Below are 24,592 nucleotides of genomic sequence, written 5' to 3'. Positions count from 1 at the left end.
GACATGCCTTCCGCACTCCCCGACGGCGAGCCCGTACCCGACGACGGCGCGCTGCCCGCAACCGCGCTCGCCGGCGCTGCCGAGCGACCCCTCGGGTTCTACCTGCACGTCCCGTACTGCGCGACCCGCTGCGGCTACTGCGACTTCAACACCTACACCGCGACCGAGCTGCGCGGCACCGGCGGCGTGCTCGCCTCCAGGGACAACTACGCGGACACCCTGACCGACGAGGTCCGCCTGGCCCGCAAGGTGCTCGGCGACGACCCGCGCGCGGTCCGCACGGTGTTCGTGGGCGGCGGCACGCCGACGCTGCTGGCCGCGGACGACCTGGTCCGGATGCTGGGCGCGATCCGCGACGAGTTCGGTCTCGCCCCGGACGCGGAGATCACGACGGAGGCCAACCCGGAGTCGGTCGACCCCGCCTACCTGGCGACGCTGCGCGAGGGCGGCTTCAACCGGATCTCCTTCGGCATGCAGAGCGCCAGGCAGCATGTGCTGCGCGTGCTCGACCGCACGCACACGCCGGGGCGCCCCGAGGCGTGCGTGGCGGAGGCACGGGCCGCGGGCTTCGAGCACGTCAACCTGGACCTGATCTACGGCACTCCGGGGGAGAGCGACGACGACTGGCGGGCGTCGCTGGACGCGGCGATCGGCGCGGGCCCGGACCACGTCAGCGCCTACGCCCTGATCGTCGAGGAGGGCACCCAGCTCGCCCGCCGCATCCGCCGGGGCGAGGTCCCGATGACGGACGACGACGTCCACGCCGACCGCTACCTGATCGCCGAGGAGACCCTGTCGGCGGCGGGCTTCGACTGGTACGAGGTCTCCAACTGGGCCACCTCCGAGTCCGGGCGCTGCCTGCACAACGAGCTGTACTGGCGGGGCGCCGACTGGTGGGGTGCGGGGCCCGGGGCGCACTCGCACGTGGGCGGGGTGCGCTGGTGGAACGTCAAGCACCCGGGCGCCTACGCGGCGGCCCTCGCCTCCGGCCGCTCACCGGGGGCGGGCCGGGAACTGCTCTCCGAGGAGGACCGCCGGGTGGAGCGGATCCTGCTGGAGCTGCGGCTGAGGGAGGGGGTGCCGCTGTCGCTCCTGAAGGAGGACGGGCTCGCGGCTTCGCGGCGGGCGCTGGCGGACGGGCTGCTGAAGGCCGGGCCGTACGAGGAGGGGCGGGCCGTGCTGACGCTCCGGGGGCGGCTGCTGGCGGACGCGGTGGTGCGGGACCTGGTGGACTGATCGCTCCAGCGGGTGAATCGGTGCGGAGCGCCGGTTCGGTCCCTAACCTGGTTCGTACGCTGCCGCCGTAATTGCATGGTGGCGGAACCGGAGGACTGCGGAGATGACCGCTGTGGACGACCAGATCCCCCGGCGGCACTGGCGGCGGCTCCAGACCCAGGACATCGCCATCCTCGAAGAGACCAGCGAGCCGCAGCCTGACCTTGTGGTCGTTGAGCGTGGTGCCGGACCCGGTCAGGGAAGGCTGATGCCGTCCGAGGTCATCACCTTGCTCGTGGAGGTCGTCTCCAGGACAAGCGTGGACCGTGACTACGGCGTCAAGCGGTCGATCTACGCAGCGGCGAAGATTCCCGCTTACTTCGTCATCGACCCCGTGATGGGCCAGTGTGTGTTGCTCACTGAGCCGACGGGCCATGGAGAGGACGCGGACCACCGGTGTCAGCGGATCACCAAGTTCGGCGACCTCACGCCGTTGGAGCCGCTGGGTATCGAACTGGACACCAGCGAATTCGCCACGTACGAGAAGGTCAGGCCTCACCGCTACCCGTGACGAAGTCGATCAGCTCCTCCACCCGCCCCAGCAACTCCGGCTCCAGGTCCTTGTAGGAACCCACCCGCTTCAGAATCGCCTGCCACACGGCCCCGGTGTTCTCCGACGGCCACCCCAGCGCCCGGCACACCCCCGTCTTCCAGTCCTGCCCGCGCGGCACCCGCGGCCAGCCGGGGATCCCCAGGCAGGACGGTTTCACGGCCTCCCAGATGTCGATGTAGGGATGGCCGACGACCAGCGCGTGTTCGCTCGTCACCGACTCCGCGATGCGCCACTCCTTCGTGCCCGGCACGAGGTGGTCCACCAGCACGCCCAGCCGAGCGTCCGGACCCGGCGCGAAGGACGACACGATCGACGGCAGGTCGTCGACGCCCTCCAGGTACTCCACGACCACGCCCTCGATGCGCAGATCGTCGCCCCACACCTTCTCGACCAGCTCGGCGTCGTGCCGGCCCTCGACGTAGATGCGGCCGGCGCGGGCCACGCGGGCGCGGCCGCCGGGGACGGCGACCGAGCCGGATGCCGTACGGGCCGGGCCGGCCGGGCCGCCGGCCGTCGGGCGCACCAGCGTCACCACCCGCCCCTCCAGCAGGAAGCCGCGCGGCTCCAGCGGGAACACCCGGTGCTTGCCGAAGCGGTCCTCCAGGGTCACCGTGCCCGCCTCGCAGCGGATCACCGCCCCGCAGAACCCGGTACCGGGCTCCTCCACCACCAGCCCGGGCTCCGCCGGGACCTCGGGGACGGGCCTGGGCTTCTTCCACGGCGGGGTCAGGTCGGGGGAGTACTGGCGCATTCGGATGACGATAGGAGAAGCGGCGGGTGCGCACTCACGACACGCCGAAACGCGCCGTCAGCTCGTCGCGTTGCCGTCGTACGAACTCCGCGTCCACCACCGCTCCGTGACCGGGCACGTACAGCGCGTCCTCGCCGCCGAGGGCGAGCAGCCGGTCCAGGGCGTCGGGCCAGCGCGACGGTACGGCGTCCGGGCCCGCCTGGGGTTCGCCGGACTCCTCCACCAGGTCGCCGCAGAAGACGATCTCCGGCCCGCCGGAGACCGAGCCGGGGACGAGTACCGCGAGATCGTGGGCCGTGTGGCCGGGGCCCACATTGGCCAGCAGCGCCTGGCGGCCGCCGCCGAGGTCCAGCGTCCACTCGCCGGAGACCAGGTGGCGGGGCGCGGCGAGGGAATCCACCGCCTCGTCCGCGTCCGCCGCCGGCAGGCCGTTCGCGATCGCGTCCCGGCGCAGCTCGTCGCGCTCGTACGCGAACACCGTGTCGATACCCACCGCCCCGTACACCTGCGCGCCGGCGAAGGCGGCCGCGCCGAAGACATGGTCGAAGTGGGGGTGGGTGAGCGCGAGATGGGTCACACCGCGGCCCGCGAGCCGCTGCGCGCGCTCCCGTACCCGCGCGCCCTCGGCCAGGCTCGATCCGGCGTCCACCACCAGCGCCGTACCCTCTCCGAGGACCAGGCCCGCGGTGCAGTCCCAGCCGGGGAGCCGGCACCGCCCGACCCCGGCGGCCAGCCGCTCCCACCCGACCTCTTCCCAAGTCACCGTCATACCGCGACGCTAGCCGTTCAACCAGGTAAGGCGGCACCGACCTTGCCCAGTCAGTACCCCACGGCCGTACACTGGGCCGGGGAAGTCTGGCACTCGCACACGCAGAGTGCCAGGCAGACGACCGAAGAGCCGAGAGACGACGTGCTGGAGGTGCGCGCGGATGCTGAGTGAACGCAGGCTTCAGGTTCTGCGCGCCATCGTCCAGGACTACGTGGGCACCGAGGAGCCGGTGGGGTCGAAGGCGCTCACCGAGCGGCACAACCTCGGTGTCTCCCCGGCGACCGTGCGCAATGACATGGCCGCCCTGGAGGACGAGGGGTTCATCGCCCAGCCGCACACCAGTGCCGGGCGCATCCCCACCGACAAGGGCTACCGGCTCTTCGTGGACAAGCTCGCGGGCGTCAAGCCGATGTCGGCGCCCGAGCGGCGGGCCATCCAGAACTTCCTGGACGGCGCCGTCGACCTCGACGACGTGGTGGCGCGGACCGTGCGGCTGCTCGCGCAGCTGACCCGGCAGGTCGCCGTCGTGCAGTACCCGTCCCTGACCCGGTCCACCGTGCGGCACGTGGAGCTGCTCTCGCTCGCGCCCGCGCGTGTGATGCTCGTGCTGATCACGGACACCGGCCGGGTCGAGCAGCGGATGGTCGACTGCCCGGCGCCGTTCGGCGAGGCGTCCCTGGCCGATCTGCGGGCACGGCTGAACAGCCGGGTCGCGGGCCGCCGGTTCACCGATGTGCCGAAGCTGGTCGAGGACCTGCCCGACGCCTTCGACGCCGAGGACCGCGGTACGGTCTCCACGGTGCTCTCCACCCTTCTGGAGACACTGGTCGAGGAGAACGAGGAGCGGTTGATGATCGGCGGAACCGCCAATCTCACCCGCTTCGGACATGACTTCCCTCTCACGATCCGGCCCGTCCTGGAGGCCCTTGAGGAGCAGGTCGTGCTCCTCAAGCTCCTCGGCGAGGCCAAGGATCCGGGCATGACCGTGCGCATCGGGCACGAGATCGCCCATGAAGGACTCAACTCCACCTCCGTCGTGTCGGTCGGTTACGGTTCGGGCGGCGAGGCGGTTGCCAAGCTCGGCGTGGTCGGACCGACCCGCATGGACTACCCGGGAACGATGGGAGCGGTACGCGCAGTGGCACGGTACGTCGGACAGATCCTGGCGGAGTCGTAAGTGGCCACGGACTACTACGCCGTTCTCGGCGTGCGCCGCGACGCGTCGCAGGATGAGATCAAGAAGGCGTTCCGCAGGCTCGCACGCGAGCTGCATCCGGACGTCAACCCCGATCCGAAGACCCAGGAGCGGTTCAAGGAGATCAACGCCGCCTACGAGGTGCTGTCGGACCCGCAGAAGAAGCAGGTCTACGACCTCGGCGGCGACCCGCTCTCGCAGTCCGGCGGCGCCGGTGCGGGCGGCTTCGGGGCCGGTGGCTTCGGCAACTTCTCCGACATCATGGACGCGTTCTTCGGCACGGCGTCGCAGCGCGGCCCGCGCTCGCGCACCCGCCGCGGCCAGGACGCGATGATCCGCATCGAGGTCGAGCTGGACGAGGCGGCCTTCGGGACGACCAAGGACATCCAGGTCGACACGGCCGTCGTCTGCAACACCTGCAACGGTGAAGGCGCGGCTCCGGGCACCTCCGCCCAGACGTGTGACATGTGCCGCGGCCGCGGTGAGGTCTCGCAGGTCACCCGGTCCTTCCTGGGCCAGGTCATGACCTCCCGGCCCTGCCCCCAGTGCCAGGGCTTCGGCACGGTCGTGCCCACGCCGTGCCCGGAGTGCGCGGGCGACGGCCGCGTACGCTCGCGTCGCACCCTCACCGTGAAGATCCCGGCCGGTGTCGACAACGGCACCCGGATCCAGCTCGCCGGCGAGGGCGAGGTCGGGCCCGGCGGCGGTCCGGCCGGTGACCTCTACGTCGAGATCCACGAGCTGCCGCACCAGACCTTCCAGCGGCGCGGCGACGATCTGCACTGCACGGTCACCATCCCGATGACCGCGGCGGCCCTCGGCACCAAGGTGCCGCTGGAGACGCTGGACGGGATGGAGGAGGTCGACATCCGGCCCGGTACGCAGTCCGGGCAGTCGATCCCGCTGCACAACCGCGGTGTCACGCATCTGCGGGGCGGCGGCCGGGGTGACCTGATCGTGCACGTCGAGGTCATGACGCCGACCAAGCTGGATCCCGAGCAGGAGCGACTGCTGCGCGAGCTGGCGAAGCTGCGCGGCGAGGAGCGCCCGCAGGGGCAGTTCCAGCCGGGTCAGCAGGGCCTGTTCTCGCGGCTGAAGGACGCGTTCAACGGGCGCTGAGTCGTCGTCTGCGGGGTGCTTCGGCACCCCGTATGCCGATGGCCTATGCCGCGGGAAGCCCCGATTCGGACTTGTTCGGAGGACGTGACAACATGCCGTCATGTCCTCCGCGCTGACCGATCTCTTCCCCCACCCGATCGTGCAGGCCCCCATGGCGGGCGGTGTCTCCGTCCCGCAGCTCGTCGCCGCCGTCTCCGAGGCGGGCGGTCTCGGGTTCCTCGCCGCCGGATACAAGACGGCCGACGGCATGTACCAGGAGATCAAGCAGCTGCGGGGCCTCACGGGCCGGCCCTTCGGCGTCAACGTGTTCATGCCCCAGCCCGAGTACCCCGGTGCAAGCACCGGCTCCACCGGAGCGGCCAATGCCGCGCCCCCTTCCGGTGCCGTCGAGGTCTACGCCCATCAGCTGGCGGGCGAGGCAGCCTGGTACGAGACCGAGCTGGGCGACCCCGACAGCGGCCGGGACGACGGCTACGACGCCAAGCTCGCCGTGCTGCTGGACAACCCGGTGCCGGTGGTCTCCTTCCACTTCGGCGTCCCCAGCCGCGAGGTCGTCGACTCCCTGCGCCGCGCCGGAACCCTCACCCTGGTCACCGCCACCACCGCCGAGGAGGCCCGCGCGGTCGAGCAGGCGGGGGCGGACGGGGTGATCGTGCAGGGCGTGGAGGCCGGCGGTCACCAGGGCACCCACCGGGACGTCCCGGAGAACGACGGCTCCGGCATAGGCCTGCTCTCGCTGATCGCACAGGTCCGGGAGGCCGTGGGCATCCCGATCGTCGCCACCGGCGGCATCATGCGCGGCAGCCAGATCGCCGCCGTGCTCGCCGCGGGCGCGAGCGCGGCCCAGCTGGGCACGGCGTTCCTCGCCACCCCCGAGTCCGGCGCCGCCGCCGTGCACAAACAGGCGCTCACCGACGCCCTGTTCGTGCGCACCGAGCTGACCCGCGCCTTCTCCGGCCGCCCGGCCCGCGGCCTGGTCAACCGCTTCCTGCGCGAACACGGCCGGTACGCCCCCGCGGCCTACCCCGAGGTCCACCACCTGACCTCGCCGCTGCGCAAGGCCGCCGCCAAGGCCGGGGACGCGCAGGGCATGGCACTGTGGGCGGGACAGGGGCACCGGATGGCCCGGGAGCTTCCGGCCGGTCAGCTGGTGGAGGTCCTGGCGGGCGAACTCGCCGACGCGCGGACAGCGTTGTCGGCCGGGGGTGATGCGCGATGACGGCCCCGGTCTTCGTCGTCGAGCACTTCGACCCGGACAGCCACCGCTACGTCCTGGACGGACCCGAGGGACGGCACGCCGTCTCCGTGAAGCGGCTGCAGCCCGGCGAGGAGGTCGTCCTCACCGACGGCGCCGGGCGTTACGCGGTGTGCGAGGTGATCGGCACCGAGGGCAAGGACCGGCTGATCGTCCACATGACCTCCGTGACCGAGGAGCCGGAGCCCGCCCCGCGCATCACCGTCGTCCAGGCCCTGCCCAAGGGCGACCGGGGCGAAGTCGCCGTCGAGACCATGACCGAGGTCGGCGTCGACGCCGTCGTGCCCTGGCAGGCGGCCCGCTGCATCACCCAGTGGAAGGGCGACCGCGGGCTGAAGGCCCTCGGCAAGTGGCGGGCCACCGCCCGCGAGGCTGGCAAGCAGTCCCGCCGCGTCCGCTTCCCCGAGGTCGCGGACGCAGCGACCACCAAGCAGGTTGCCGCACTTCTCGCCAAAGCCGACTTCGCCGCCGTCCTCCACTCCGACTTCGAGCACGGCAGCACCCCGCTCGCCACCGCCGAACTCCCCACCGAGGGCGAGATCGTGCTGGTCGTCGGGCCCGAAGGCGGTGTCTCACGGGACGAGCTGACGCTCTTCGAGGAGGCGGGCGCGCGGGCCTACGTGCTCGGTCCCACCGTGTTGCGCACATCCACCGCCGGCACCGCCGCCGCGGCCCTGCTGCTGGGCCGCACCGGCCGCTGGTCCTGACACCAGGGGGAATCACCGTGGAACTCGCCCAAGTCCGGCTGCTCGTCACCGACTTCACCGCCTGCTACCACTTCTACGCCGAAGTCCTCGGACTCAAGCCGCAGTCCGGGGCGACCGAGGGACCCTACGAGAAGTTCAGCCCGCACACCGGCTCCGCCGGGATCGCGCTGCAGGACCGCGCCATGATGGCCGAAGTCCTGGGCGAACTGGGCGAGACGGCCTGCGGCCACCGCTCCCTGGTCGTCCTGCGCGTCGACGACCTCGACGCCTACTGCGCACAGATCACGGACCGCGGCGCCACCCTCCTGCACGGCCCGGCCCCCATGACCGACCGCATGCGCGTGGCCCACCTCAAGGACCCGGAGGGCAATCTGGTGGAACTTCAGGAGTGGCTGCTGCTGCGCGCCTGACGACGACGGCCGGCAACAGCTCCCAGCCGTCCACGTCACCGGCCGCACACCCGCGCCCCAGCACCTCGTCCACGAAGGCCCGTACGACACCGGGTTCGTGCAGATTGACCCAGCGCCCCTGCTCGTCGACCACGAGCCCGGAGTGGGCGTAGCCCCCGTCGGCGACCACGCGCCCGGGGCCGCCCCGGAAGACCACCCGCACCACCACCCCGTCCCGGGACAGCGTCAGCACCTCCTGGCAGGGCACGTCGTGGGCGTGCCGGTGCCGGACGGTCCACCGCCACTCGTGCCCCTCGTCCACGACCAGCCGCCGGAGCCTGCGTTCACTGCTCATCGAACCAGCGTACGGGCCGGCAGGGGCGGAGCGCAGGTTCAAGTCACGTGGCCGTTTCCGGTCTACCGCCCGGTCCGGCGCCGGTGGGACGCTGCCGTGCATGGGGCCTTTGAAGCGCAGTGGGCAGCGGACACGGCGGGCGCGCGGGACTCGGGTGGCGGCCGGGGCAGGGCTCGCGGTGGTGGCCCTGGGCGCCGTGGTGGCCTGCGATCCGGGCGGACTCAACTCGGCCACGGTGGCGTACACCACCGACCGGACCGCGACCGCCGAACTCAAACACCATGATGTGAACGTGAGTTGGCTCACCTGCACCGGGAGCACCGACGGCGGCTCCGGAAAGACCGGCGCCCCGTCGGCGACGAAGACCGTCGTCTCCGTCGACTGCCAGGGGCAGACCACGGACAAGCGCAGGATCACCGTCACCGGCAGGGTGACCCGGGCCGTCGACGGGGCCTGTGTGCGCGGGGATCTGACGGCCAAGGTCGGGGGCAGGCAGGTGTTCCACGTCAGCGGGCTCGGCAACTGCGACGCCGCGCCCCACGTGACGTACAAGCCGCCGACCCCCTACCACCCCACCCATCAGCAGCCCGGCCCCACCGTCACCGTCACCCGGACCATCTGGTGCAAGGGCGACCCCACCTGCTGGCCCGTGCAGGGCAAGTGATCAGAACCGGGAGCGCGGCAGGGCCGCCGCTGCGTAAGGTGACGGGGTGACTCAGGGCGCTTCGACGGGTTCCGCGGCATCTTCCGCCTATCTCCGATTCCCTCATCTGCAGGGCGACTTGGTGACCTTCGTCGCCGAGGACGACGTATGGCTGGCACCGCTCGACGGCGGCCGGGCCTGGCGGGTCAGTGCCGACAACATGCCGGTGACACTGCCCCGGATCTCACCCGACGGCACCGCCCTCGCCTGGACCTCCACCCGCGACGGCGCGCCCGAGGTGCATCTCGCCCCGGTGGCGGGCGGCCCCGCCGAGCGGCTGACCCACTGGGGCAACCGGCGTACCGAGGTGCGCGGCTGGACCCCGGACGGACAGGTGCTCGCGCTCAGCGCGCAGGGCCGGCCCAGCACCGACCGGACGTGGGCGCACGCCGTCCCGCTCGACGGCGGCCCGGCGGCCGTCCTGCCCTACGGTCCCGTCGGCGACGTGGCGTTCGGGCCCGCCACCGTCCTGCTGTCCGCTCCGATGGGCCGGGAGGCCGCGTACTGGAAGCGCTACCGGGGCGGTACCGCGGGCAAGCTGTGGATCGACCGCGCCGGTGACGGCGCGTTCGAGCGGCTGCACGCGGAGCTGGACGGGAACATCGAGTGCCCGGTGTGGGCGGGGGACCGCCTCGCCTTCCTCTGCGACCACGAGGGCACGGGCGCGCTGTACTCCTCGCTCGCCGACGGCTCCGACCTGCGCCGGCACACCCCGATCGACGGCTTCTACGCCCGGCACGCGGCCGGCGACGGCACCCGGGTCGTCTACAGCTCGGCCGGTGAACTGTGGCTGCTGGACGACCTGGAGGGCGGCGAGCCGCGCCGGCTCGAGGTGCGGCTGGGCGGGCCACGGCTGGACCTGCGGCCGTACCCGGTGAACGCGGCGCGGTGGTTCGGGGCCGCGGCGCCCGACCACACCGCGCGCGGGAGCGCCGTCTGCGTGCGCGGCGGCGTCCACTGGGTCACCCATCGCTCCGGGCCCGCCCGCGCCCTCGCCGCCACCCCCGGCGTCCGGGCCCGCCGGCCGCGCACCTTCCGGGCCGAGGGCGAGGAGTGGGTGGTGTGGGTGACGGACGCCGAGGGCGACGACGCCCTGGAGTTCGCCCCCGCGACCGGGCTCGCCCCGGGGACGACCGCCCGGCGGCTCGCCGCCGGCCGGCTCGGCCGGGTCCTGGAGCTGGCCGTCGCGCCCGACGGCAGCCGGGTCGCCGTCGCCGCGCACGACGGACGGCTGCTGCTGGTCGAGCGGGAGACCGGCGAGGTGCGCGAAGTGGACCGCAGCGACGACGGCGAGGTCTCCGGCCTCGCCTTCTCGCCCGACTCCGGCTGGCTCGCCTGGACCCACCCCGGCCCCCGCCCGCTGTCCCAGCTGCGGCTCGCCCACACCACCGACCTGTCGGTCACCGAGGCGACCCCGCTGCGCTTCCAGGACTACGCGCCCGCCTTCACCCTGGACGGCAAACACCTCGCCTTCCTCTCCAACCGCGCCTTCGACCCGGTCTACGACGAACATGTCTTCGATCTCGCGTTCGTGGTCGGCGCCCGCCCGCACCTGATCACCCTGGCCGCCACCACCCCCTCGCCCTTCGGCCCGCAGCGGCACGGCCGCCCCTTCGAGGCCCCCGACAAGGACGAGACCCCCGACAGCGAGGGCACTCCCGTCACCCGCATCGACCTGGACGGCCTCGCCGACCGGATCGTGCCCTTCCCCGTCGAGGCCGGCCGCTATTCCGGCCTGCGCGCCGCCAAGGACGGCGTGCTCTGGCTGCGGCACCCCGTGCACGGCGTCCTCGGCGCCTCCCGCGCCCAGCCGGAGGACCCCGGCCCGCACTCCGAGCTGGAGCGCTACGACCTGGCCCAGCGCCGCCTGGAGCACCTCGCCGCCGACGCCGACCACTTCGAGGTCAGCGGCGACGGCAAACGGGTCCTGCTGTGGAGCGACGGCCGGCTCCGGGTCGTGCCCAGCGACCGCCGCACCGGATCCGACGACGACGGCGACAGCAGCGTCACCGTCGACCTCGCCCGCGTCCGGCAGACCGTCGAACCGGCCGCCGAGTGGCGGCAGATGTACGACGAGGCCGGCCGCCTCATGCGCGACCACTTCTGGCGGCCCGACCTCCACGGCGTCGACTGGGACGGCGTCCTCGACCGCTACCGCCCGCTGCTGGACCGCCTCGCCACCCACAGCGACCTCGTCGACCTGCTGTGGGAGGTGCACGGCGAACTCGGCACCTCGCACGCCTACGTCAGCCCGTCCGGCGGCGCGGGCGGCGCCCCGCGTCAGGGCCTGCTCGGCGCCGACATCTCCCGCCACGAGGACGGCAGCTGGCGCATCGACCGCATCCTCCCGGCGGAGACCTCCGACCCGGACGCCCGCTCCCCGCTCGCCGCGCCCGGCGTCGCCGTACGCCCCGGGGACGCGGTCGTCGCCGTGGCCGGCCACCCGGTCGACCCGGTGCGAGGCCCCGGACCGCTGCTCGTGGGCACGGCCGGACAGCCCGTCGAGCTGACCGTCGCACCGGCCGACGGGGGCGAGCCGCGGCACACGGTCGTCGTCCCGCTCGCCGACGAGGGGCCGCTGCGCTACCACGCCTGGGTCGCCGACCGGCGCGCCCACGTCCACCAGGCCTCCGGCGGCCGGCTCGGCTACCTCCACGTCCCGGACATGCAGGCGCCCGGCTGGGCGCAGATCCACCGCGACCTGCGCGTCGAGGTGACCCGGGAGGGGCTCGTGGTCGACGTCCGGGAGAACCGCGGCGGGCACACCTCCCAGCTCGTCGTGGAAAAGCTCGCCCGCCGCATCATCGGCTGGGACGTCCCGCGTGGCATGCGGGCCACCAGCTATCCGCTGGACGCACCGCGGGGCCCGGTCGTCGCCGTCGCCAACGAGTTCTCCGGCTCCGACGGCGACATCGTCAACGCGGCGATCAAGGCCCTCGGCATCGGCCCGGTCGTCGGCACCCGCACCTGGGGCGGGGTGATCGGCATCGACAGCCGCTACCACCTGGTCGACGGCACGCTCATCACCCAGCCGAAGTACGCGATCTGGCTGGAGGGTTACGGCTGGGACGTGGAGAACCACGGGGTGGACCCGGACGTGGAGGTCGTCCAGCGCCCGCAGGACTGGGCGCAGGGCCGGGACGCCCAACTGGACGAGGCCGTCCGGCTCGCGCTCGAAGCGCTGGAGTCGGTACCGGCGAAAACACCGCCGGTCCTGCCGACTTGAGGGGCGCGGGGCCGTGTCGATGTGCGGCTCCGCCGCGTGGGCGCGAGCAGCCACCGACTGCCCGCACCCGAGCGACTACGATGCCTCCTGAGTGATCACCGGCGAAAGAAGGAGCGCACAGGCGATGCCAGGCGAACCGCAGGACGACTGCCTGTTCTGCAAGATCGTCGCGGGCCAGATCCCGGCGACCGTCGTACGCGAGACCGAGACCACCGTCGCCTTCCGGGACATAAACCCCCAGGCCCCTACCCACATTCTGGTGATTCCCAAGGCTCACTACGAAAACGCCGCCGCCCTTGCCGTCGGTGCCCCCCAGCTGGCCGCCGACGTGCTCGCCGAGACCCAGGCCGTGGCCGACGAGGAAGAGCTGGAGAGCTACCGCATCGTCTTCAACACCGGCAGCGGCGCCGGCCAGACCGTCTGGCACGCCCACGCGCACCTCCTCGGCGGCCGTGGCATGGAATGGCCCCCGGGATAAATCGCCATGTCCGTCCGTGAATTGGTGGTCCTCGGCACCGCCAGCCAGGTCCCGACCCGGCACCGCAACCACAACGGCTATCTGCTGCGCTGGGACGGCGAGGGCATCCTGTTCGACCCCGGCGAGGGCACACAGCGGCAGATGCTGCGCGCCGGGGTTGCCGCCCACGACCTGAACCGGATCTGCGTCACGCACTTCCACGGCGACCACTCGCTCGGCCTCGCCGGAGTCATTCAGCGGATCAACCTCGACCAGGTGCCGCACGAGGTCACCGCGCACTACCCGCGCTCCGGTCAGCGTTTCTTCGACCGGCTGCGGTACGCGACCGCCTACCGGGAGACGGTCCGCCTCACCGAGGCACCGGTCGCCGCGGACGGCATCCTCGCGCAGACCCCGTCGTACACCCTGGAAGCCCGCAAGCTCTCCCACCCCGTCGAGTCCTACGGCTACCGCGTGATCGAACCCGACGGGCGCCGCATACTGCCCGACCGGCTCGCCGCGCACGGGATCAAGGGGCCGGACGTCGGCCGGATCCAGCGCGAGGGGCGGCTCGGGGACGTGACGCTGGACGAGGTCAGCGAGGTGCGGCGCGGGCAGCGGTTCGCGTTCGTCATGGACACCCGGCTGTGCGAGGGGGTGCACGCGCTCGCCGAAGGCTGCGACCTGCTGGTGATCGAGTCCACCTTCCTCGACGAGGACGCCCCGCTCGCCGCGGACCACGGCCATCTGACGGCCGGGCAGGCGGCGGCCGTGGCACGGGAGGCCGGGGTGCGGCACCTCGTCCTCACCCACTTCAGCCAGCGCTACTCGGACCCGGACGAGTTCGAGCGGCAGGCACGCGCCGCCGGGTTCCAGGGCGAGCTGACCGTGGCGCACGACCTGCAACGGGTGCCGGTCCCCAAGCGTCGTTGAAAGCGCAGGTGGGAGGGGGATCGTACGATGCTTTGATGCCTCTCCCGAAAGCAGAACTGCACCTCCACATCGAAGGCACCCTGGAGCCCGAGCTGGCGTTCGAGCTGGCCGCCCGCAACGGCGTCGAGCTGCCGTACGCCGACACCGACGAGCTGCGCAAGGCGTACCAGTTCGAGGACCTGCAGTCCTTCCTGAACCTGTACTACGAGCTGATGGCCGTCCTGCGCACCGAGCAGGACTTCGAGGATCTGGCCGACGCCTACCTCGCCCGCGCCGCCGCGCAGGGCGTGCGGCACGCGGAGATCTTCTTCGACCCGCAGGCCCACCTGGCCCGGGGCGTGAGCATGGGCACGGTCGTGGAGGGGCTGTGGCGGGCGCTCGGCCGATGGGGGTCCCCCCGCCCGAGCGAAGCCGAGCGTGGGGGAGAGGAGAACCACGGCGTCTCCACGAGGCTCATCATGTGCTTCCTGCGCGACGAGTCCGCCGACTCGGCGCTTCGCACGCTGGAGGCGGCCCGGCCGTACCTGGACCGGATCACCGGCATCGGCCTCGACTCGGCCGAGGTCGGACACCCTCCGGTGAAGTTCCGGGAGGTGTACGAGGCCGCCGCCGCGCTCGGGCTGCGGCGGGTGGCGCACGCCGGTGAGGAGGGTCCGCCCGCGTACATCACCGAGGCGCTGGACGTCCTCGGCGTCGAGCGGATCGACCACGGCCTGCGCTGCATGGAGGACCCGGCGCTGGTCGAGCGGCTGGTCCGGGACCGCGTCCCGCTGACCCTGTGCCCGCTGTCCAACGTCCGGCTGCGGGCGGTGGACGTCCTTGCGGACCATCCCCTTCCCGCCATGCTCGACGCGGGTCTGCTGTGCACGGTCAACTCCGACGACCCGGCCTACTTCGGCGGGTACGTCGGCGACAACTACCACGCCGTCCGCGACGCCCTCGGGCTGGACAGGGAGCAGATGCGCGAGCTGGCCCGCAACTCCTTCCGCGCCTCCTTCCTGGAGGACGACGAGGAGCGGCGGGCCCGTTACCTCGCCGAGGTGGACGCGTACGAGTTCGGGTAGGCGGTGCCGTAGGTGTCCCGGGCGGGCACGGCGGGGGAGTCCACGTGGATCTCCACGACGGACAGCGGCTGCCGGCCCGCCCGCAGCGCCACCACCGTCATCGGAACGGCCATCACCAGCAGGCCCGCCGCCAGGACCTCGCCCATGACCGGGAAGCCGGCCTGCGCGGCCAGCAGGCTCCCGGTCAGCGGGCCCGCCGCCGTGCCCAGCGAGGACGCCGAGCCGACGAACACCGCCCAGCGGCCGCGCGGGTCGAGGGAGGCGGCGAGGCCGATGACGTACGACAGCACGACCGGATAGAGCAGGTTCCAGGCGATCTCGCCCCCGGCGAAGGACGGCAGGTCCGTGGCCGACGCGCTGAGCGCGACACAGCCCGCGATGAGCGCCGTACCCGCGCCGATCGGCACCGCCCGGCCCAGCCGCGGACCGAGCGCCCCCGCGCCCACGACCCCGACCAGGCCGGCCCCGAGCGCGACCGCGAACACCGCTCCGACGGTGACCTCGGTGAGGTTCGCCTGGCCGAGTCCGATGCGGCCGCTGACGCCCCACAGGGAGTTCTGGGCCAGGGACCAGCAGGGCATGGCGGCGGCCAGCAGCAGGCCGGACCGCAGGTGGGGGAGCCTGCCGGGCCCGGCGTGGGTGCGGGCCGGTGCCGTACGGCCCGGCAGGCTGCCGGTGAGCGGCCACACCGCGAGTGCGGTCAGGGCGAGCGCGGCCAGCGGCTGGCCGTGACCGGGGCCGAGGCGGGGGATCGTCAGGTAGAGGGCGCCCGCGAGGGCGGATACGCCGAGCAGGCCGAGCGTGGTGACCCGCTGCGGGTCGTTCCCCCGGGCTCTCGCCTTCGCCGGAGCCGGGGGCGCCCCCAGGGCGGCGATGCCGCCGGCGGCGACCGCGGTGACCGTCCCCGAACCGAAGCCGCCGGCGAGCGTGCCCGCGACGACCAGCGGGACGACCCCGGTGAGGGCGGCAGTGCCGTAGCCGAGGACGGCGAGCGCGAGCCCGATCCGGGCGAGGGCGCGGACGCCGATCCGCTCGACCCTCCCCCGCTCGAGCGGGGGGACCCCCATGGCCAGCAGGAAGCCCGCCGCGGCCGAACTCAGCAGCAGCGCACTGCCGATGGCACCGGCCTGGGCGGTGGTGAGCGGAAGCCCGGTGTCGAGCCGGCCGACGGTGGTCGGCAGCAGGTACGGGGCGAGATACCCGGCCGTGAAAAGGGCGACGAGGGGCCAGGGACGGGAGCAGGGGGCGGACACGGGCGTTCCCGGGGCATGCGAAAGGAGCGGCGGCTCGGAGAGGGGAGAGGGAGCGACGACCGTCGACGGACAGGAACGCGCGAGCAAGTTGTATCAAGCACGCGGTTCGAGAAGAAGGCCGACATGAGTGATCCGGGTCACTGTTGTGTTTGTGATCGACAAGCCGGGGGTAGAAGGGAGCGCTCGTCGGGCGGTTGGCCTGGACCCGGCCGGATGCGCTATGGTTGATCACGTCGCGGTCGCCGGAACTCCCGGTGGCTGACCGTGCGTTGGTGGTCCAAGGAAAGACGCCCCGCTTCCTGCGGGGAAATGCAGGTGCAAGGCCTGCCCGGCGCTCTGATAAAGCCCCATCCCGCTGTGTGCGGGGTGGGGCTCTTTTTTGTTTCCCTTCGCCCTCCCGCCCGCGGGGCCCCATTGACGGCTCGGTGTTCGTGTATCTAACCTCTGTTCTCATACATGGACGACATTCATAAGGGGAGATGGTCTGGTGGCCGGCGATCAGAGTCCTGAGGGTGTGGCGCGGCGACTGCGGAAGGGCATGGCGCACGGCGTGCTGTCCTTCCCGCTGACCGCCTTCCACGACGACGGCTCCCTCGACCCCGGGGGCTTCCGTGCCCATGTCGCCGACCGGCTCGCCGCCGGGCCCGGCGCCGTCTTCCCGGCCTGCGGCACCGGTGAGTTCTTCTCGCTGGACGAGGACGAGTACCGGCAGGTCGTCGCCATCGCGGTCGAGGAGACGGCCGGGCAGGTGCCCGTGGTGGCCGGCACGGGATACGGCTGGGCGCAGGCCGCCCGGTTCGCGCGGATCGCCGAGGAGGCCGGGGCCGACGCCCTCCTCGTGCTGCCGCACTACCTGGTCGCCGCCCCGCAGGACGGCCTCGCCGCCCAGCTGGAGCAGCTCGCCGCCCGCACCCGGCTGCCGCTCGTCGCCTACCAGCGCGGCCAGGTCGCCTACGGCGTGGCCGCGGTACGGCGCATCGCGCGCATCCCGAACGTCATCGGCCTCAAGGACGGTCACGGCGACCTCGACCGGCTCCAGCGCCTCACCCTCGCCGCCCCCGAGGACTTCCTCTTCTTCAACGGCGCCGCCACCGCCGAGATCCAGGCCCGCGCCTACGCCACCGTCGGCGTCCCCGCCTACTCCTCCGCGGTGCACGCCTTCGCCCCGGAGATCGCCGACGCCTTCTTCGCCGCCCTGCGGAGCGGCGACCACAGCACGACCGAGAAACTGCTGCGTGCCTTCTACGTCCCCTTCGTCGAACTCCGAGACCGCGCACCCGGATACGCGGTCTCGCTGGTGAAGGCGGCGGCCCGGCTGCGCGGGCAGCGCGTCGGCCCGGTCCGCGCCCCGCTCGCCGACCCCTCGCCCGCCGATCTCGCCGGCCTCAAGGCCCTCCTCGCCACCGGACTCGACCTCGTGGGAGCCTCCCTGTGACTCGTGACCTGACCATCGCCGAGGTGCGTCTGACGCCGATCCTGGTCGCCGACCAGCCGCTGCTCAACACCCAGGGCGTGCACCAGCCGTACACCCCCCGGCTGATCGTGGAGGTCGTGACGGCCGACGGGATCACCGGCCTCGGCGAGACCTACGGCGACACCAAATACCTGGAACCGGCCCACGCGCTCGCCGGGCAAGTCACCGGGCGCTCGGTCATGGATGTGAACAGCCTGTTCTCCCTGGACCTCGCCGTGGACGACAGCCGGGTCCGGGGCGCCCTGGACGCCGGGGGACTGCGCGGGGTGCAGAGCGCCGACAAACTGCGGCTGTCCGTGCTGTCCGCCTTCGAGGTGGCCTGCCTGGACGCCCAGGGCAGGGCGCTCGGGCTGCCGGTGCACGCGCTGCTCGGCGGCAAGGTGCGCGACGAGGTCGAGTACAGCGCCTACCTCTTCTACAAGTGGGCCGGCCACCCCGAGGGCGTCGCGGCCGAGCCGGACGACTGGGGCGCCGCCCTCGACTCGGCCTCGGTCGTCGCCCAGGCGCGGAAGTTCAAGGAGCGGTACGGGTTCACCTCCTTCAAGCTCAAGGGCGGCGTCTTCCCGCCCGACGAGGAGATCGCGGCCGTACGCGCCCTCGCCGAGGCCTTCCCCGGGCACCCGCTGCGGCTCGACCCCAACGGGGCCTGGTCCGTCGAGACCTCGCTGAAGGTGGCAGAGCAACTCGGCGACGTCCTGGAGTACCTGGAGGACCCCACGCTGGGCACGCCCGCGATGGCCGAGGTGGCCGCGGCCCTGAGAGGGGCGGCGCGAAGCACCCCGGGCAGGGGCGGCGGCGGGCACCGGGCGGGCATCCCGCTCGCCACCAACATGTGCGTGACGACGTTCGGGGAGATCGAGGAGGCGTTCACCAAGGACGCCGTTCAAGTGGTCCTCTCCGACCACCACTACTGGGGCGGGCTGCGCAACACCCAGCACCTCGCCGCGATCTGCGCCGCCTTCGGCGTCGAGGTGTCCATGCACTCCAACACCCACCTCGGCATCAGCCTCGCCGCGATGACCCAGGTGGCGTCCACCGTGCCGAACCTGCGACACGCCTGCGACTCCCACTACCCCTGGCAGCCGGAGGACGTCCTCACCGAGCGGCTCACCTTCACCGGCGGCCGCGTCGCCGTCTCCGACGCACCCGGCCTCGGCGTCGAACTCGACCGGGACGAACTGGCCCGGCTGCACCGGCGATGGGCCGAGGACGACGGCAGTATGCGCGAGCGGGACGACGCGGCGGCGATGCGGGTGGGCGAACCGGGGTGGCGGACACCGGTGATGCCCCGCTGGTAGCACCGCTCCCCGTGCGAGGGGCCGTGCGCGGAGGGCGATGTGGTGCACACTGGCCAGACCCGCACCACCCCAGGGAGCGCACCGTGACCCCGTCCCGCACGATCGCCGGAGAGGAACCCGAGCACCTCACGCAGGCAGCGCGCTGCCGGGCCCAGATCGACCCGCTCGCCGCCCTGCGCACACCGGGCGATCCGCCCTGGGACGTCTACCTCACGGGCACGGTCTTCCTCGACATCATCTTCACCGGCCTGGACTCGGCGCCCGTGCGCGGCACCGAGTCCTGGGCCCGGGGGATGGGCTCCAGCCCCGGCGGGGTCGCCAACATGGCCACCGCGCTCGCCCGCCTCGGCCTGAGGACGTCGCTCGCCGCGGCCTTCGGCGACGACCACTACGGCGAGTACTGCTGGGACGCGCTCGAACAGGGCGAGGGCATCGACCTCACGCCCTCGCGCACGGTGCCCGGCTGGCACTCGCCGGTGACCGTCTCCATGGCCTACGAGGGCGAGCGGACCATGGTGTCCCACGGCCACGAGCCGCCCCCGGAGGAGCCTGCGCCTGACTACCCGCCCCCCGCACGTGCCGCCGTCGCCTCCCTCACGCCGGGCCGGCGCGCCCCCTGGATCGCCCAGGCCGCCCGCGAGGGCACCCGGATCTTCGCGGACGTCGGCTGGGACGACACCGGTGCGTGGGATCTCACGGGGCTCGCCGATCTCGAACACTGCGAGGCGTTCCTGCCCAACGCCGAGGAGGCGATGCGGTACACGGGCGCGGCCTGCCCGCGGGCGGCGGCGCGTGCGCTGACCGAGCACGTGCCGGTGGCCGTCGTGACCCTCGGGCCGGAGGGCGCGTACGCGGTGGACCGGCGGACCGGGGAGACCGCGGAGGTGCCCGCGATCGCGGTGGAGGCGCTGGATCCGACCGGAGCGGGGGACGTCTTCGTGGCCGGGTTCGTGACCGGCACGCTGGCCGGCTGGCCGCTGGCCGACCGGCTCGCCTTTGCCGGGCTCACGGCGGCGCTGTCCGTGCAGGAGTTCGGTGGGTCGCTGTCGGCGCCGGGGTGGTCGGAGATCGGGGCGTGGTGGCGGAGGGTGCAGTCCCTTCCGGGGCAGGAGCAGGCGCCTGCGGCGCTTGGGCGGTACGCGTTCTTGGACCGGCTCGTTCCGGAGGAGCTGGACCGGCCGTGGCCGCTTCGGCGGGCCGTGCCGACCATCGGGTTCCGTCGGTCCGGGTGAGGTACCGGGGGGCTCCGCCCCATGGACCCCCGATTGCCCACCCGCCCAGCCGAACCTCCCGGCCGGGAACCGCCCCTCGGAAAAGGCCGGGAAGTGGCTCTCCGAAAAGGCCTACGGTCTTGTGAGCGCACCGTCGTACTCTGGAATCGCGAGGCCGCCCTCAGCCGTGCGGCCGTGACGAGGAGGAACCGCAGGCCTACAGCGCCGGCCCATGACTCAGACACCCACAGCTCACACCCCCGCGCAGGAGCAGGCGAGAGCGCAGTTGACCGTCCCCGCCCAGCACCCCATGGTGACCGTACTGGGTTCCGGCGACTCCCTTCTGCGCGTGATAGAGAAGGCCTTCCCGGCAGCCGACATCCATGTCCGGGGCAATGAGATCAGCGCGGTCGGCGACCCCAACGACGTCGCCCTCATTTCGCGCGTGTTCGACGAGATGATGCTGGTGCTCCGCACCGGGCAGCCGATGACGGAGGACGCAGTGGAACGCTCGATCGCCATGCTCAAGGCGAGCGAGAACGGGACGAGCGACGGCCCGGAGACCCCGGCCCAGGTACTGACGCAGAACATCCTGTCCTCGCGCGGCCGCACCATCCGCCCCAAGACGCTCAACCAGAAGCGGTACGTCGACGCCATCGACAAGCACACGATCGTCTTCGGCATCGGCCCCGCGGGTACCGGCAAGACCTACCTGGCCATGGCCAAGGCCGTGCAGGCCCTGCAGTCCAAGCAGGTCAACCGGATCATCCTGACCCGTCCCGCGGTCGAGGCCGGCGAGCGCCTCGGCTTCCTGCCGGGCACGCTCTACGAGAAGATCGACCCCTACCTGCGCCCGCTGTACGACGCGCTGCACGACATGCTCGACCCGGACTCGATCCCGCGGCTGATGGCGGCCGGGACGATCGAGGTCGCGCCGCTCGCGTACATGCGCGGCCGTACGCTCAACGACGCCTTCATCATCCTGGACGAGGCCCAGAACACCAGCCCCGAGCAGATGAAGATGTTCCTCACCCGCCTCGGCTTCGACTCGAAGATCGTGATCACCGGTGACGTGACGCAGGTCGACCTGCCGAACGGCACGAAGAGCGGTCTGCGGCAGGTGCAGGAGATCCTGGAGGGCGTCGAGGACGTCCACTTCTCCCGGTTGTCGTCCCAGGATGTCGTACGGCACAGGCTGGTGGGCCGTATCGTCGACGCGTACGAGCAGTACGACAGCGAGCACGGCACCGAGAACGGCACCCACAAGGGCGGCCGTGGCAGGTCCGGGCACAAGGGGAAGTAGAGACACGGCAGCACCATGTCGATCGACGTCAACAACGAGTCCGGCACCGAGGTCGACGAGCAGGCGATCCTCGACATCGCCCGCTACGCGCTCGCGCGGATGCGCATCCACCCGCTCTCCGAGCTCTCGGTGATCGTCGTGGACGCCGATGCCATGGAGCAGTTGCACATCCAGTGGATGGACCTGCCGGGTCCGACCGATGTCATGTCGTTCCCGATGGACGAGCTGCGGCCGCCCAGCAAGGACGACGACGAGCCGCCGCAGGGGCTGCTCGGCGACATCGTGCTGTGCCCGGAGGTCGCCACCAAGCAGGGAGCGGAAGCGCCCACGCAGCACTCCATGGACGAGGAGCTCCAGCTGCTCGCCGTCCACGGCGTGCTGCACCTGCTCGGGTACGACCACGAGGAGCCCGACGAGAAGGCCGAGATGTTCGGGCTCCAGGCCGCCATCGTCGACGGGTGGCGGGCCGAGCGGGGGCTGACCGGCCCGTCGCCGGCGCCGACCGTCTCGTAGGCGGGCCGGTCCCGCGATGAGTCCGCAGATCGTGGTCGGGGCGATCGCGCTGGTCGTCGTCGCCTGGCTCGCCGCCTGTGCGGAGGCGGGCCTGGCACGCGTCTCCAGCTTCCGCGCCGAGGAGGCCGTCAAGTCCGGCCGGCGCGGCAGCGCCAAACTGGCGCAGATCGCCGCCGACCCCACCCGTTACCTCAACGTCGCCCTGCTGGTCCGTGTCGCCTGCGAGATGGCGGCCGCGGCCCTGGTGACCTACGCCTGCCTGCAGGAGTTCGACGCCACCTGGCAGGCCCTGCTGGTCGCCATCGGCGTCATGGTCCTCGTGTCGTACGTGGCCGTCGGTGTCTCGCCGCGCACCATCGGCCGCCAGCACCCGCTGAACACCGCCACCGTGGCGGCGTACGTGCTGCTGCCACTGGCCCGGATCATGGGCCCCATCCCGTCGCTGCTGATCCTCATCGGCAACGCGCTCACACCCGGCAAGGGCTTCCGCCGCGGCCCGTTCGCCTCCGAGGCGGAGCTGCGCGCGATGGTCGACCTCGCCGAGAAGGAGTCGCTGATCGAGGACGAGGAGCGCCGCATGGTGCACTCGGTCTTCGAACTCGGCGACACCCTCGTACGCGAGGTCATGGTCCCGCGCACCGACCTGGTCGTCATCGAGCGGTACAAGACCATCCGCCAGGCCCTCACCCTCGCCCTGCGCTCCGGGTTCTCCCGCATCCCGGTCACCGGCGAGAGCGAGGACGACATCGTCGGTGTCGTCTATCTGAAGGACCTGGTCCGCAAGACGCACATCAGCCGCGAAGCGGAGAACGACCTGGTCTCCACGGCCATGCGCCCCGCCGTCTTCGTCCCCGACACCAAGAACGCCGGGGATCTGCTGCGCGAGATGCAGAAGGAGCGCAACCACGTCGCCGTCGTCATCGACGAGTACGGCGGCACCGCAGGCATCGTCACCATCGAGGACATCCTGGAGGAGATCGTCGGCGAGATCACCGACGAGTACGACCGGGAGCTCCCGCCGGTCGAGGACCTCGGTGACGACCGCTTCCGGGTGACGGCCCGTCTGGACATCACCGACCTCGGCGAGCTGTACGGCCTGGAGGAGTACGACGACGAGGACGTGGAGACGGTCGGCGGGCTGCTCGCCAAGGCGCTCGGCCGGGTTCCCATCGCGGGCGCGTCCGCCGAGGTCGAACTGCCGGACGAGCGCCGGTTGCAGCTCACGGCGGAGGCCGCGGCCGGCCGCCGGAACAAGATCGTGACGGTGCTGGTGGAGCCGGTGCCCGCGCCCCCGGCACAGGAGGAGACGCCCGAGTGACCCCGCAGGAACTGCGCGCCTTCTGCCTGTCCTTCAACGCGGCGGTGGAGGACTTCCCGTTCAACCCGGACACGTCCGTCTTCAAGGTCCGGGGCAAGCTGTTCGCCCTGACGCGGCTGGACGCGCAGCCCCTGACGGTCAACCTCAAGTGCGACCCGGAGGACGCGGTCCGGCTGCGCGGCGAGCACGAGGGACTGATCGTCCCCGGCTACCACATGAACAAGCGGCACTGGAACACCGTGACGGTCGACGGCGGCCTGTCGGACCGCATGGTCGAGGAGCTGATCGAGGACTCGTACGACCTCGTCGTCGCGGGCCTGCCGAAGGCGGAGCGACTGCGGCTGGACCGGCCGTAATTGCGTTGCCGGACCCCGCTGACCTCCTGAAACAATCCGGCGCATGACTGTTCGATATCCGCGTCCGCTGCGCCCCGGTGACCGTGTCGGTGTGACCTCTCCCTCCAGCGGGGTGGCCAAGGAACTCCAGGGGCGACTCGATGTCGCGATCCGGGAGATCGAGTCGCGGGGGTACGAGGTGGTCGTCGGCCGGTGCATGGACGGCTCGACGCACCTCAGCGCCCCGGCCGACGAGCGCGCTGCCGAACTGACCGGCATGCTGACCGACCCCACGATCCGGGCCGTGGTGCCGCCGTGGGGCGGGGAGACCGCGATCGACCTGCTGCCGCTGCTCGACTTCGAGCGGATCGGGCGGGCCGAGCCGACCTGGGTCGTCGGCTACTCGGACATGGCCACCGTGATCACCCCGCTGACCCTGCTCACCGGTGTCGCGACCGTCCACGGCAACAACCTCATGGACACCCCCTACCGGACCCCCGAGGGCCTGCTGTCCTGGCTGGACGTCGTGGCCGCGCCGCAGGGCGAGCCGTTCGCCCAGATCCCGCCCGGCCGGTACCGGTCCGGCGGCTGGGACGACTGGACCAAGGAGCCCGGCATCCGCGACCTCACCCTGGACGCCGAGGGCACCTGGACCCGTCTCGACGGGGACGGTGACGTGGACGTCGAGGGCCGGCTCATCGGCGGCTGCATCGAGACCCTCGTGAACCTCGCGGGTACGCCGTACCTCGACACCTCGCGCTTCGCCGGTGACGAGCCGCTGCTCGTCTACGTCGAGGCCGACGAGGACAACGCGTTCACCATCTGCCGCGGCCTGCACGGCATGCGCCTGGCCGGGTTCTTCGACCGCGCGGCCGCCGTCCTCGTGGGCCGCACCCACGCCCCTGCCGGCCGCAGCCTCACCCAGCACGAGGCCGTCCTCGACGCCCTCGGCCCGCTCGGCGTCCCGATCGTCGCCGACGTCGAATGCGGCCACGTGGCGCCCTTCCTTCCCCTGGTGAACGGCGCGCGCGGCCGTGTGGTGCACACGGCCCCGCGGCGCGAGAAGGTGAAAACCCAGGACAGAACACAGCAGATAGGAAGAGGGGCGGGTAGTGGGAGAATTTGCCGGATAGTGT

Annotated in this window: 23 protein-coding genes and 1 pseudogene; 20 read left to right on the top strand and 4 right to left on the bottom strand. The window is 72.3% G+C overall.

The window, feature by feature from the left end; genetic code table 11:
- The first annotated feature begins 3 nt into the window (after positions 1-3).
- A complete protein-coding gene (hemW, locus tag AB0H32_RS22100; RefSeq protein WP_361123175.1) occupies positions 4-1,236 on the top strand; it encodes a radical SAM family heme chaperone HemW in 1,233 nt (410 codons plus the stop codon).
- Positions 1,237-1,345: 109 nt separating this feature from the next.
- Positions 1,346-1,786, top strand: a pseudogene (locus AB0H32_RS22095) (Uma2 family endonuclease); the annotation flags it as partial.
- On the opposite strand, the gene AB0H32_RS22090 reads toward AB0H32_RS22095, so the two are convergent.
- Positions 1,764-2,579 (bottom strand): DUF3097 domain-containing protein, encoded by an 816-nt coding sequence (locus AB0H32_RS22090; protein ID WP_361123172.1) that lies wholly within the window; start codon positions 2,577-2,579, stop codon positions 1,764-1,766. The pseudogene AB0H32_RS22095 and the gene AB0H32_RS22090 sit on opposite strands and share 23 nt — an antisense overlap.
- Positions 2,580-2,613: 34 nt before the next feature.
- Positions 2,614-3,348 (bottom strand): MBL fold metallo-hydrolase, encoded by a 735-nt coding sequence (locus tag AB0H32_RS22085; RefSeq protein ID WP_361123169.1) that lies wholly within the window; start codon positions 3,346-3,348, stop codon positions 2,614-2,616.
- A gap of 160 nt (positions 3,349-3,508) precedes the next feature.
- Between AB0H32_RS22085 and hrcA the strand changes: the two genes are divergently transcribed.
- The 5 genes from hrcA (at position 3,509) to AB0H32_RS22060 (ending at position 8,034) form a co-directional block, all read left to right on the top strand.
- Positions 3,509-4,525, top strand: a complete 1,017-nt coding sequence (gene hrcA, locus AB0H32_RS22080) for a heat-inducible transcriptional repressor HrcA (protein WP_361123166.1) — start codon at positions 3,509-3,511, stop codon at positions 4,523-4,525.
- On the top strand, positions 4,526-5,662 hold the full coding sequence (dnaJ, locus tag AB0H32_RS22075; RefSeq protein WP_361123163.1) for a molecular chaperone DnaJ: 1,137 nt from the start codon (positions 4,526-4,528) through the stop codon (positions 5,660-5,662).
- A 100-nt stretch (positions 5,663-5,762) separates the two neighbouring features.
- Positions 5,763-6,881 (top strand): nitronate monooxygenase, encoded by a 1,119-nt coding sequence (locus tag AB0H32_RS22070; protein WP_361123160.1) that lies wholly within the window; start codon positions 5,763-5,765, stop codon positions 6,879-6,881.
- Positions 6,878-7,624 carry a 16S rRNA (uracil(1498)-N(3))-methyltransferase gene (locus AB0H32_RS22065; protein WP_361123157.1) on the top strand — a complete coding sequence of 249 codons (747 nt, stop codon included), beginning with the start codon at positions 6,878-6,880 and terminating at the stop codon, positions 7,622-7,624. Before AB0H32_RS22070 ends, AB0H32_RS22065 begins: the two co-directional genes overlap by 4 nt.
- A gap of 17 nt (positions 7,625-7,641) precedes the next feature.
- Positions 7,642-8,034 (top strand): VOC family protein, encoded by a 393-nt coding sequence (locus AB0H32_RS22060; protein WP_361123154.1) that lies wholly within the window; start codon positions 7,642-7,644, stop codon positions 8,032-8,034.
- Here AB0H32_RS22060 and AB0H32_RS22055 read toward each other — a convergent pair.
- On the bottom strand, positions 7,976-8,368 hold the full coding sequence (locus AB0H32_RS22055; RefSeq protein WP_361123152.1) for a hypothetical protein: 393 nt from the start codon (positions 8,366-8,368) through the stop codon (positions 7,976-7,978). The two genes, AB0H32_RS22060 and AB0H32_RS22055, sit on opposite strands and share 59 nt — an antisense overlap.
- Positions 8,369-8,468: 100 nt before the next feature.
- Between AB0H32_RS22055 and AB0H32_RS22050 the strand changes: the two genes are divergently transcribed.
- The 5 genes from AB0H32_RS22050 to AB0H32_RS22030 all read left to right on the top strand — a co-directional run bounded on the left by AB0H32_RS22050 (position 8,469) and on the right by AB0H32_RS22030 (position 14,751).
- Positions 8,469-9,032 (top strand): hypothetical protein, encoded by a 564-nt coding sequence (locus AB0H32_RS22050; RefSeq protein WP_361123149.1) that lies wholly within the window; start codon positions 8,469-8,471, stop codon positions 9,030-9,032.
- A gap of 46 nt (positions 9,033-9,078) precedes the next feature.
- On the top strand, positions 9,079-12,297 hold the full coding sequence (locus AB0H32_RS22045) for a S41 family peptidase (RefSeq protein WP_361123146.1): 3,219 nt from the start codon (positions 9,079-9,081) through the stop codon (positions 12,295-12,297).
- 124 nt (positions 12,298-12,421) lie between these two features.
- On the top strand, positions 12,422-12,775 hold the full coding sequence (locus AB0H32_RS22040) for a histidine triad nucleotide-binding protein (protein ID WP_361123143.1): 354 nt from the start codon (positions 12,422-12,424) through the stop codon (positions 12,773-12,775).
- 6 nt (positions 12,776-12,781) lie between these two features.
- The gene (locus AB0H32_RS22035; protein ID WP_361123140.1) at positions 12,782-13,687 is read left to right on the top strand and encodes a ribonuclease Z; all 906 of its coding nucleotides are present in this window, start codon (positions 12,782-12,784) and stop codon (positions 13,685-13,687) included.
- Positions 13,688-13,722: 35 nt separating this feature from the next.
- Positions 13,723-14,751 (top strand): adenosine deaminase, encoded by a 1,029-nt coding sequence (locus tag AB0H32_RS22030; RefSeq protein WP_361123137.1) that lies wholly within the window; start codon positions 13,723-13,725, stop codon positions 14,749-14,751.
- On the opposite strand, the gene AB0H32_RS22025 is transcribed toward AB0H32_RS22030, so the two are convergent.
- Positions 14,715-16,004 (bottom strand): MFS transporter, encoded by a 1,290-nt coding sequence (locus AB0H32_RS22025; RefSeq protein WP_361123134.1) that lies wholly within the window; start codon positions 16,002-16,004, stop codon positions 14,715-14,717. The genes AB0H32_RS22030 and AB0H32_RS22025 overlap by 37 nt on opposite strands.
- A 538-nt stretch (positions 16,005-16,542) precedes the next feature.
- Here AB0H32_RS22025 and AB0H32_RS22020 point away from each other — a divergent pair.
- The 8 genes from AB0H32_RS22020 to AB0H32_RS21985 all read left to right on the top strand — a co-directional run.
- Positions 16,543-17,439, top strand: a complete 897-nt coding sequence (locus tag AB0H32_RS22020) for a 5-dehydro-4-deoxyglucarate dehydratase (RefSeq protein WP_361123221.1) — start codon at positions 16,543-16,545, stop codon at positions 17,437-17,439.
- Positions 17,436-18,776 carry a glucarate dehydratase family protein gene (locus AB0H32_RS22015; RefSeq protein WP_361123132.1) on the top strand — a complete coding sequence of 447 codons (1,341 nt, stop codon included), beginning with the start codon at positions 17,436-17,438 and terminating at the stop codon, positions 18,774-18,776. Before AB0H32_RS22020 ends, AB0H32_RS22015 begins: the two co-directional genes overlap by 4 nt.
- A gap of 101 nt (positions 18,777-18,877) precedes the next feature.
- Positions 18,878-20,008, top strand: coding sequence for a PfkB family carbohydrate kinase (locus tag AB0H32_RS22010; RefSeq protein WP_361123218.1), 1,131 nt, complete (start codon positions 18,878-18,880; stop codon positions 20,006-20,008).
- A 211-nt stretch (positions 20,009-20,219) separates the two neighbouring features.
- On the top strand, positions 20,220-21,290 hold the full coding sequence (locus tag AB0H32_RS22005; protein WP_361123129.1) for a PhoH family protein: 1,071 nt from the start codon (positions 20,220-20,222) through the stop codon (positions 21,288-21,290).
- A gap of 15 nt (positions 21,291-21,305) precedes the next feature.
- The gene (gene ybeY, locus AB0H32_RS22000) at positions 21,306-21,803 is read left to right on the top strand and encodes an rRNA maturation RNase YbeY (RefSeq protein ID WP_361123126.1); all 498 of its coding nucleotides are present in this window, start codon (positions 21,306-21,308) and stop codon (positions 21,801-21,803) included.
- A 16-nt stretch (positions 21,804-21,819) separates the two neighbouring features.
- Positions 21,820-23,121, top strand: a complete 1,302-nt coding sequence (locus AB0H32_RS21995; protein ID WP_361123123.1) for a hemolysin family protein — start codon at positions 21,820-21,822, stop codon at positions 23,119-23,121.
- Entirely contained in the window at positions 23,118-23,477 is a 360-nt protein-coding gene (locus AB0H32_RS21990) for an MmcQ/YjbR family DNA-binding protein (protein ID WP_361123120.1), read from the top strand. The genes AB0H32_RS21995 and AB0H32_RS21990 overlap by 4 nt, the downstream gene beginning before the upstream one ends.
- Before the next feature lie 43 nt (positions 23,478-23,520).
- Positions 23,521-24,592, top strand: a 1,072-nt coding sequence (locus AB0H32_RS21985) for a S66 peptidase family protein (protein WP_361123117.1), incomplete at its 3' end; no start/stop codon positions are given.

This window comes from Streptomyces sp. NPDC020362 (genome assembly GCF_040642095.1).
GTDB lineage: Bacteria > Actinomycetota > Actinomycetes > Streptomycetales > Streptomycetaceae > Streptomyces.
The sequence above is the reverse complement of the archived record's forward strand: the minus strand, read 5'-3'. Positions and strand labels throughout refer to the sequence as shown.